This is a genomic window from Staphylococcus sp. HMSC067F07 (assembly GCF_001837405.1).
Classification (GTDB): domain Bacteria; phylum Bacillota; class Bacilli; order Staphylococcales; family Staphylococcaceae; genus Staphylococcus; species Staphylococcus capitis.
Map to the genome: position 1 here is coordinate 20489 of NZ_KV832220.1, position 10176 is coordinate 30664.

The window sequence follows — 10176 nt, forward strand, 5'->3', positions numbered from 1 at the left end:
GGTATGTATTAAGTAATGAGGTGAATTCCATGTCACAAATTGAAATCATAGGCGCTAGACAAAATAATTTAAAAAATATCGATGTTAATATACCGAAACATCAATTAATTGTATTTACAGGGCGGTCAGGCTCAGGTAAGTCTTCACTAGTATTTAATACCATTGCTGCTGAATCTGAACGTCTATTAAATGAAACATACTCAAGTTATGTTCAACATCAACTCACACAATATGAAAAACCAGACGTCGATCAAATCAATCACCTTCCCGTTGCAATGATTATTAATCAGAAACGCCTAGGTGGTAATTCACGTTCGACGGTAGGAACTATTTCTGATATTTATGCTTCTGTGAGATTGTTATGGTCAAGAATAGGAGAACCTTTTGTTGGTTATTCTGATATTTTCTCATTTAATAATCCGAAAGGTATGTGTGAAACATGTTCAGGATTAGGTTATGTTGAAGACATTGATTTAAATGAGTTACTTGATTTTGATAAATCGCTCAATGAAGATGCCATTAAATTCCCGTCGTTTAGACCCGATAGTTGGCGAGGTAAAAGATATCTTTATACAGGTCTATTTGATAATGATAAAAAGTTAAAAGATTATACAAAAGAAGAATTGGATACTTTTTTATATACAGAACCTACAAAGTTGAAGAATCCGCCATCAAATTGGCCTAGAACAGCTAAATTTGAAGGTCTAATTCATCGTTTCAGACGCTCTTTCTTACTAAATGATAACTTTGAGAAGAAACGCTTCAAAGCTGATATTGATCGAGTCGTTACTAAGCATGATTGCCCTTCATGTCATGGTAAAAGGCTTAATGATAAAGTGTTGAGTTGTAAAATCAATGGCTTAAACATTGCTGAATTTACAGATTTACCCATTGATGAGGCTGTTCATTTTCTAGAAAAAATAGATTCAAACACAGCAAAAGTGATTATCGAACCTTTAAAACAACAACTACAAGCATTAAGCTATATAGGTTTGAATTACCTAACGTTATCTCGTGAAACGACAACGCTTTCCGGTGGCGAATCTCAACGGATAAAACTTATTCGCCATTTAAATAGTCCATTAAGTGATTTAGTTTACATCATCGATGAACCGAGTGTAGGACTTCACCCAGAAGATATTCAGAGAATTAATGACATGATTGAATCACTTAAACAAAAAGGTAATACGGTGATCGTTGTTGAACACGACCCTGATGTTATTCAAACGGCTGACCACATTATTGATATAGGTCCGAATGCAGGCAAAGATGGTGGAGAGATTATGTTTGAAGGAAGTTATCAAGACCTTCTCACATCTCAGACGAGCACAGGTCAAGCTTTAAACAGAACACATCAACTTAAAGACCATCCTAGAGCAACTCATGACATGTTTAATATTGAGAATATTTCACGTAACAATTTAAATCATATTTCAACTCAATTACCAAAACATGCGATGACCGTAGTTACTGGTGTGGCTGGCTCAGGTAAGAGTTCCCTTATCTCAGCAGCCTTTGAACAAGAGCAACGTGCTATCTTCATCGATCAGAAACCGCCTCACGCATCGAATCGCTCTAATTTACTCACATACTTAGATATCTTCGATGAGGTAAGAAGTTTCTTTAGTCAACATACTGGTATGAAGAAAAGTATGTTTAGCTATAATTCTGAGGGCGCTTGCCCTGAATGTAATGGTAAAGGCGTACTTAAGACCGAACTCGCATTTATGCCAGACTTTTCTCAAGTGTGTGAGATGTGTGGTGGCACAAGATATCGCCCTGAAGTATTACAGGCGAAGGTAGAGGGATATTCTATCGCAGATATACTTGCCCTTACTGTAAGTGAAGCCATCTCTCAATTTGAAGGTCAAGACAGTATCACTCGTCCGCTTCAAGCGTTGGCTAACACAGGACTTCAATATATGACATTAGGACAATCTTTAGATACATTGTCAGGCGGTGAAATTCAACGCGTTAAACTAAGTCGCTATTTAACTGAAGATGTACACGATTATATTTTTATTTTTGATGAACCAACGACGGGGCTTCATGAAGATGATTTACCTGTACTGATTGATTGCTTCAATCATTTAATTGACGATCATAACACGGTTATTCTTATCGAACATAATTTAACGATGATGACACAAGCTGACTGGTTTATCGATATAGGCCCTTATGCTGGAGATAAAGGTGGACAACTATTGTATAGTGGTCAGCCTGCGGGACTTTTAAATATTAAAAATTCAGTAACCGCTAAACACTTAAAAAGATATATCCTTTAACTGAAAAAGCTCGGCGATGATTTATCATCTAATCAACGTCGAGCTAAAATTTTATTCTATATCTAAATTTTTCAAATTTACTATTGTTTAATATATTGTCGTTCATCAAGTGAACATTTTTATAATGATGTATTCCTTCTGCACTTGAGTAAAATATTAATTTTAAAAAAACCTGTGAAATATGTGGTCAAAGGGACGATTCGCCTTGTTTGAATCTACTGGATATATTATTCTAAAAGTAGTTATACATATATTTATTAAATACTTATAAATATTAAAACTTTCACCGATACATTTTTTAAAAATCCACAAAAAAAGCAAAATACCAATCGATAACGATCAGCATTTTGCTTTACACACGCAATAACTAGAGATACTTGACTACATTAATACACAAAAATTTAGGGATACAGCAATTAAGCTGTTTAAGTGATTTTGAGAAAAATAAAAAAGTATACTCTAATTACCACACAAAACATACTAACCCACAAAGCCCAATTAAATGAGTTAGTATGGCTTACATAGTAATACCATTGCTTTGAACATGTTAATTAAATTATTATTACAAAAGTTATTATACCAACTTAAATTCAAACAATGTATATCCAAATTAAGCTATCTGATACTTATGTGACATTTAATCAAAAATGTCTCTTTTTAGAGGTGTATAATGAAGAGTAAAGATTTGCGTGTAGAAAAAACAGAAAAAGCTCTATTAGATGCTTTATTTGAAACTTTAAGAACAAAAGAGTTCAATCAAATAACAGTGCAAGATTTGTGCGATAAAGCTCTCGTAAGACGTTCAACGTTTTACCGACGTTTTGATGATAAATACGATTTGCTTAAGTTATTAATACGAAAATTAATTTTCAGAGTAAGAGAGAAGCATTTCTCAACATTAAACCCTGAGAATCCTAGAGCTCATTTCGAAAAGGTCATTCACGAATCATTACAATATCTATATAATCATAAGTCTATTGTTCAAAATGTATTAACATTAGCGCTTTATGATGAAGTGACCGATATTATATTCAAACAATTATATGAAGGGATGAAAGCACAAATACAGTTTGAAATACAGCACGGCGTTGAGTTCGATGTCGATATAGAAATACTTGCTGAATTTATAACCGGGGGAATATTGAGAACAATGTATGCTTGGATTCAAGATGGTCAAGAACGTTCGATCAATGAGTTAACTAAAGAAATGGTGACCCTACTTGATGGCGTGCATAACTATCATACTAAAGGTGAAAATTAAGAGGAAATCATGATGAATAATTATGTTCGTCATGATTCCCTCTCGATTAAATGCTTTCCCATAAAAGCCAAGTGAATACTGACTTGATCATTTAAAATCTCCTTCTTATATTTTAACAACCCTTCTCTAATTACGAATAAATATTTGTATAACTAAATTATATATTTTGTTATCACATATAATAGTAGTAAACTATAACTATACTTTAGTTAATTAATAAGTCAGAGACTTTAACTAACAATAATTATACATCGGCTTCAATTTTATTGAGTAGCCAAAATACAAAAAATGTCGCTTAAGTCACACAGATTTTGAAGTGTCCGATTAATGAGGTGAACAATAATGAATAGCAATGATTTACGTGTTAAGAAGACACAACGTGCTCTAATGGATTCATTTTTAGAATTACTTAAAACTAAAAATTTTAGTCAGATTACAGTTCAAGATTTGTGTGATCGTGCTATGGTACGACGCTCTACTTTTTATCGTCACTATAGTGATAAATACGATTTATTAAACCAAGTCTTAGCCAACTTTTCCAATAGTTTGCATGAATCTCATTCAGAGAGTTTATTAGTCAAACAGCCTAAATCATATTTTGAAAATATCGTTAGAGATACGCTTTATTTTTTAATTGAAAATCGAGAAACGATTCAAAGTATCTTTACTATATCGTATTATGATGAAGTGACACGTATCGTCTATACGCAACTTTATAAAGGTGTAGAGAGACAAGTTAATTTCGACATAAGGCACGGTATACGTTTCACTATTGATTTAGAAGTTTATAAAGAATTTATAGCAGGTGGTATATTACGTATCATTTATGCTTGGCTTAAAGAAGGTCAAGAACGATCTGTTGATGAGTTAACTATAGAGGTAGTTAAAATAATCAATGGTATCAGAGAAACAAATATAAAGAAGTTCTAAACTATATTCATAAAAGAGAGGGATTGAAAACACATCTATATAAAGATAGTTTTGCAATCCCTCATCTATTTATCAAGAATGATTATGAATCTTCAGAAGAAACTATAATAGAGGTTTCAATCATTAATGTCTAGCCATCCAAGGTCTTCCTTGTATGGCTTTTTTACGTCTAGTTTTGGGTGAATTTGTTTTAGGAACAACCCGAGGTTCATGCCCTCTTTCAATACGTTTCTTTAACTTGCTATCCTTTTATTAAGTTTAAAAGGCATTAAAGACACGTATTGCTATTTTCATTATAGTGCGGACACTATGCGTAATCATGTTGAACGTTCATCGAGTGTCTTATAGTCAATGCACCACACTTTTGGCAATCATAAGTAATAAATAAAATATAGCGCTTTTGTAGATCAATAAAAAAGTTATCGCATTATTCAATGCGATAACCATCCAAATAAGCCACTACTTTTCTTTTCAGCTTTTACCGATGGATAAGAAGCGCCATCTAGAAAATGTCGTTGATAGTGAACGTAAGCATTCCCTTTATCATTAATCGCAATATACCATTTTTTATGTTTAGGTACGACGTCATATAAGTCTTTTTTTACTGTGTATTTTTTGCCATCAATTTGATGTTCACCTTTAGATAACACCTTTTTATATTCATATTGCTTCCGATAATATTTCATCATATCATTCGCAATTTCATTACGATTTAATTTAGCTGTTTCACTAGGATATGGTGTAACATCTAAAATCGTCTCATTTAATCTCAAACCATGTTGCTTATTGGTTAAAGCTAAACTATATCCGGAATCACTCGTACCAGTCTTGAGTCCGTCAGTCCCTTTATAATATTTCGGCTGACCTTTCAAAGATAAATTCGTAGATTCAAATGATTGTCCTTTTTGTGTATCTGATTTATTTTGTGTGGTTTTAAGTATTTCAGGGTGCTCTTTGATCATGTGATACATCATGATATTCATATCTTTAGACGTACTGGAAGTCTTCCCTTGTTTCTTATACTTTTGAGGTGCGCTAGATCCTAACAACTCAGTATCTGCTCCAGCTGGACTTGTAAAGTGTGTGTCTTTCATGTGAAATGTTTTAGCCTGCTGATTCATTTTATCTGTAAAAGTAGAAGTCGAACCTGATACCTTTTCGCTTAGAATTAAAGCAGCAGCATTACTTGAAGCTAAAGCTGTTTGGCTCAATATATCTTTAACAGTATATGTTTGTCCTGCTTTTAACGGTACCGAAGAAAGGTTAGACTTTTGAGATAATTGCGCTTGTTTAGATGTGATTTTTATTTTATCTTTCATATGTATTTTTCCTGATTTAACTGCATCCAATGTTAAATACATTGTCATCATTTTAGTTAAAGAGGCAGGATCTACTTTTTTATTTTCGTTGTAATTGTATAAAATTTGACCTTGTTTTGTAGTGAGCGTGAGTGATTGAGGTTCATATTGAGTTGAAATATTAGCATTTTCTTCTTTATTGACTAGAGGTGTGGGCTTTTCTACTGCATAACTTTGAGAAGTTAAAAGTAATGATGTTAATCCTATCGTGCCTGTTATATATAGTATTCTTCGAAACATCGTATCACCTGATTTCATTTTTCTAATATTCTTGTTAGTTTATGTACTTTACATATACTTATATCAAGTTTTACTCAACTTTTCAAAAATACCGAATACACGCGCATATGTAAAACAGGCTAGGACATAACGTTAATGTCTTAGCCTGTTTACTTGTTATGAGTAATTATCTGAATGAAATTATGAAAGTAAATAATTCGCATAACTTCATCTTATTAACGAATATTTATTCTTGTTGATAATCTTTATTCCCTTTAAAGTAACTGCGATCTTGTTTATCATAAACCTTCTCAGGATTCATAAAAGGCTTTAATTTATCTTTAAAATCGTATAAGTTCAGACCATCTACTGCAACTCTATCTTGATATACATTATCTGGTTCAACATCGGTAAAGTTATTAGGTCCTACTCCAGCCAAATATTTAAAGTGACCTTCTTTAATCAGATAGTTATATGCTGGCGTATCTCTATCTTGTGCACCATGGGGGAAAATAAATAAATCAGTTTTACCTATAATTGGTGTCACTTCTTTCTCCCAACGTTTTGTATCTTTAACAATTCCTTCATAAGATGATTGTTCAAAATTAATATGTCCATATGAATGACTGGCAAATGTCCAACCATCTCTTTTCATAGCATCAGCTACTTCTGTTGCTTTAGCTTTACGGTCCTTATAATGCTTACTATCTGTTTCATTTGTACGATATCCTAAAACGCCATTATATCCTGTTAATGCAACTACACCTTTTTGTCCATTTAAAGAGAAATCAGGGTGTTTTTTAACAAAGTCATTTAATATTGGAACGATATCATCGTCTTTAGAATGTGTTACTTTGCCATTCTTTTGCTTCGTTTCTGATACAACATGTTTGTTTTTATCTAAAACTAATCTGTCGGCATACCCTTTTCCACGCATGTACTCATAATAGTTCATGTCGTCGATAGATAGTATTAATGGTTTTTTACCTTTAGGTAATTTTAACTTCTTCTTATTTATCGTTTTTGCTTTTAAATCATAAGCATCGTGTGGATCAATTAAAATATAATTTCTTTTATGTAACTCTTCTAGAGATTTTTTAAATTCGTTAGCTGTAATCATCCAGTCGTTATTACCTTTGGCTTCTTGTGGGCTCCCCGAAAATGCCACTTTAGCGTCAGTAATAAGTGGATGATAAAAGATATGGTATATTTCACCATCGTATGTTTGCCAATCTTTAGTCATTTTTGATTGATGACTTGCATACATATTTTCATTTTCACTATCTTCAGTGTGAGAATCTTTCTGTTTTGAGCATCCTTCTAAAATGAATACCATCAACACAATAGAAACAAAAAATAAATATAAAGTCTTTCTCATTATCTCATCCCTCAAATTAATATCATCATACAATAATCAATATAACATTAATGGGGTGTACAATATTATTAAATATATCTTAATTTTATTTTGATTTAATGTTAATATAAAAAACTATCGCTTTATATTCACTTTAAGAGTTCAAACGAATAATGAGTTTAAACATATATCTATGTATCAGGCTGACTAAACAATGATTTGAATACGCATAAAAAAAGAGCGAGATAAAAATTATCTCACTCAATAACGTAAATATTTACAAAGGAACATTTAACTGTTGCTTAAAATAACAACGATCCCCATCATTTATAATATTATTCCACGTATCATTTAATTCATATCCTAAACGTTCGGCAAGCTTAATAGAAGATTCATTGACTTGATTCGTTCGTATAAGTTTTGGTGTTACTGCATCAAATTGTTTCATCCATCGTGATATCATTTCGATTGCTTCAGTAGCTAATCCTTCACCTGTATATTTTGGAAAAAGTCTATAATACAAGTTTAAGAATAATTGATAATTAATGGTGCGGTATTCAAAACCACTCATCCCTACTAATTCTCCAGTATCTTTGGCTATTAACATAAAGTATCCAAAGTCATTTTCTTCCCAATGTCTTCTCCAACCTTTTATAAATCCTTTAGTAATATCTTTGTTCTCGTGTATACCTTTAGGAGTGTATTTTGTTGATTCATTATTCGTATGTAGTTGGAAAAGCGCATCAAGATGCTCAATATCTGGTTTTAATAAGTAAAGTCTATCGGTTTCTAACATATACTCACCACCTCAATTTGTTTATTACTGACTTTTTAGCATATACCCTTTTTTCTACCTTTTATTTAAAACTAGTCATAAATTCAACGTTGAGCTAGCATGCAGGATGTCTTACCTCAGACAAACCTAAGCCTCACACCCTCACCTACAAATGTATGACTTAATGAGAAATTTTTAGCTAACTCATTTACACATTAAAACTCTATGCGACGACATAGCCACGCTCGTTAAACTATCTCGTATAGTGTTTTATTTTATTTAGATCTATTTAATTTAAAAAAATTTATGATTTTAGTTTTTATTTTCCTAAAAATAGGGAATATATTTATAATGAAAATTTACAAATCGAAGGTTGATGAAGGATGATTACTTATACACTCAGCAATTACTTTGATACGAGATGGAAAACGATGTATGACGATGGGAATCCCTATTTATACATACGTAAATCGTACCCTAACCCCTTTATTAAAGGATTAGACATTATTATTCCTCAAGCAGGAATATATACCTCTTATGTCGTTAGGGATTTAGAGAAAAATGTAATATTTACTTCTAAATGTATTCCAAATTTTAGAAACTTTAGAGAGATTCATTGTAATTACAGAGGTACTCATATTGAGATGAAAGAGTTCACATTGGTGAACAAACCGGTTAAATTCACTTATGATAATGAAGATTATTTTATTAAAAAGACGAGCCCAGAAACATGTACTATTACGAATTATGAGAATGAAAAACTATCTCATTGGGCTAAAAATGAAGGACAAGTGAGCTTCCATATTTTAGATGAAAGTAGTAAACCAATAGAAGAGTTATTAATCATACTCTCTCATGCATTAATGAATAAAATTTGAGGCTGTGCATAAATGATTGTCGCAGTCTTATTTTTTAATATATATGCTGTAGATGGTTGTACTGAAAATGTGCTTATATCAAGCTTCTTTCAATTCTAGCCCTTCTTGCTGACGGGGCTCCAACTTATGGTAGCCATCTTCTCATTTATTAGGAGTAGGACATATGATTAAATTCAAGTTCTACTCCTAATTTGTGTCTAATCAATGAGCATATTATGTCTAAATTATTACAAAATGGAATAGGTATTATTGAAAATATGTATTTTTGTTATAGATTGTTAGCAATTATAATAAGACTCAGCGCAATAATTTAATTATTTTTGCACGAGTTCTGTTTTAAGAAAGGTGAGCAAAAAATGGCTAACAATGAGTCAAAAAACATAGTTATTATTGGCGCTGGTGTCTTAAGTACGACATTCGGTTCTATGATTAAAGAATTAGAACCTAATTGGAACATCAAACTCTATGAACGTTTAGATCGTCCAGGTATTGAAAGTTCTAACGAAAGAAACAATGCCGGTACTGGACATGCTGCGTTATGCGAACTGAACTATACAGTTCAACAACCGGATGGTTCAATTGATATAGAAAAAGCGAAAGAAATCAATGAACAATTTGAGATTTCTAAGCAATTCTGGGGACACCTTGTGAAAAGTGGCAACATTGATAACCCTAGAGAATTTATTAATCCACTTCCTCACATTAGTTTCGTAAGAGGTAAGAATAACGTTGAATTCTTAAAAGACCGTTACGAAGCGATGCGTAACTTCCCTATGTTTGACAACATCGAATATACGGAAGATATCGAAGAAATGAGAAAATGGATGCCATTGATGATGAAAGGTCGTACTGGCAATGAAATCATGGCAGCTAGCAAAATTGACGAAGGTACCGATGTTAACTATGGTGAGTTAACACGTAAAATGGCTAAAAATATTGAGCAACATCCTAATGCCGATGTTCAATATAATCATGAAGTCATTGATTTCAACCGACGTCAAGACGGCATCTGGGAAGTGAAAGTAAGAAACCGTAACAATGGTTCAGAGGAAACTGTATTCGCGGATTACGTCTTTATAGGTGCTGGTGGTGGCGCTATTCCACTATTACAAA

General features: G+C 32.4%; 8 protein-coding genes. 5 read left to right on the forward strand and 3 right to left on the reverse strand.

Features of this window, described 5'->3' with window-relative positions; translation table 11 throughout:
- The first annotated feature begins 29 nt into the window (after nt 1-29).
- From HMPREF2706_RS02055 to HMPREF2706_RS02065, 3 genes are all read left to right on the forward strand, one after another.
- On the forward strand, nt 30-2285 hold the full coding sequence (locus tag HMPREF2706_RS02055; RefSeq protein WP_030058872.1) for an ATP-binding cassette domain-containing protein: 2256 nt from the start codon (nt 30-32) through the stop codon (nt 2283-2285).
- 670 nt (nt 2286-2955) lie between these two features.
- Nucleotides 2956-3546, forward strand: coding sequence for a TetR/AcrR family transcriptional regulator (locus HMPREF2706_RS02060; RefSeq protein WP_016898499.1), 591 nt, complete (start codon nt 2956-2958; stop codon nt 3544-3546).
- 342 nt (nt 3547-3888) lie between these two features.
- Nucleotides 3889-4476: a TetR/AcrR family transcriptional regulator gene (locus HMPREF2706_RS02065; protein ID WP_002435036.1), complete on the forward strand. Its 588-nt coding sequence runs from the start codon at nt 3889-3891 to the stop codon at nt 4474-4476.
- 431 nt (nt 4477-4907) lie between these two features.
- Here HMPREF2706_RS02065 and pbp4 read toward each other — a convergent pair whose 3' ends face one another.
- The 3 genes from pbp4 to HMPREF2706_RS02080 all read right to left on the reverse strand — a co-directional run bounded on the left by pbp4 (nt 4908) and on the right by HMPREF2706_RS02080 (nt 8206).
- Entirely contained in the window at nt 4908-6074 is a 1167-nt protein-coding gene (gene pbp4 / locus HMPREF2706_RS02070) for a penicillin-binding protein PBP4 (RefSeq protein ID WP_070862163.1), read from the reverse strand.
- A gap of 226 nt (nt 6075-6300) precedes the next feature.
- Nucleotides 6301-7434 carry a polysaccharide deacetylase family protein gene (locus tag HMPREF2706_RS02075; protein WP_030058868.1) on the reverse strand — a complete coding sequence of 378 codons (1134 nt, stop codon included), beginning with the start codon at nt 7432-7434 and terminating at the stop codon, nt 6301-6303.
- Between the two features lie 253 nt (nt 7435-7687).
- The gene (locus HMPREF2706_RS02080; RefSeq protein ID WP_023350937.1) at nt 7688-8206 is read right to left on the reverse strand and encodes a GNAT family N-acetyltransferase; all 519 of its coding nucleotides are present in this window, start codon (nt 8204-8206) and stop codon (nt 7688-7690) included.
- A 362-nt stretch (nt 8207-8568) separates the two neighbouring features.
- Here HMPREF2706_RS02080 and HMPREF2706_RS02085 point away from each other — a divergent pair, with 362 nt between their 5' ends.
- Nucleotides 8569-9063 (forward strand): tubby C-terminal domain-like protein, encoded by a 495-nt coding sequence (locus HMPREF2706_RS02085; protein ID WP_023350936.1) that lies wholly within the window; start codon nt 8569-8571, stop codon nt 9061-9063.
- A 356-nt stretch (nt 9064-9419) separates the two neighbouring features.
- Nucleotides 9420-10176: FAD-dependent oxidoreductase (locus HMPREF2706_RS02090; RefSeq protein ID WP_141761268.1), on the forward strand; the 757-nt coding region annotated here is incomplete at its 3' end.

What these genes read in the sequence shown, in the direction of transcription:
- HMPREF2706_RS02055 (WP_030058872.1), top strand. Translation starts at nt 30, where the DNA reads ATGTCACAAATTGAAATCATAGGCGCTAGACAAAATAATTTAAAAAAT.
- HMPREF2706_RS02060 (WP_016898499.1), top strand. Translation starts at nt 2,956, where the DNA reads ATGAAGAGTAAAGATTTGCGTGTAGAAAAAACAGAAAAAGCTCTATTA.
- HMPREF2706_RS02065 (WP_002435036.1), top strand. Translation starts at nt 3,889, where the DNA reads ATGAATAGCAATGATTTACGTGTTAAGAAGACACAACGTGCTCTAATG.
- pbp4 (WP_070862163.1), bottom strand. Translation starts at nt 6,074, where the DNA reads ATGTTTCGAAGAATACTATATATAACAGGCACGATAGGATTAACATCA.
- HMPREF2706_RS02080 (WP_023350937.1), bottom strand. Translation starts at nt 8,206, where the DNA reads ATGTTAGAAACCGATAGACTTTACTTATTAAAACCAGATATTGAGCAT.
- HMPREF2706_RS02085 (WP_023350936.1), top strand. Translation starts at nt 8,569, where the DNA reads ATGATTACTTATACACTCAGCAATTACTTTGATACGAGATGGAAAACG.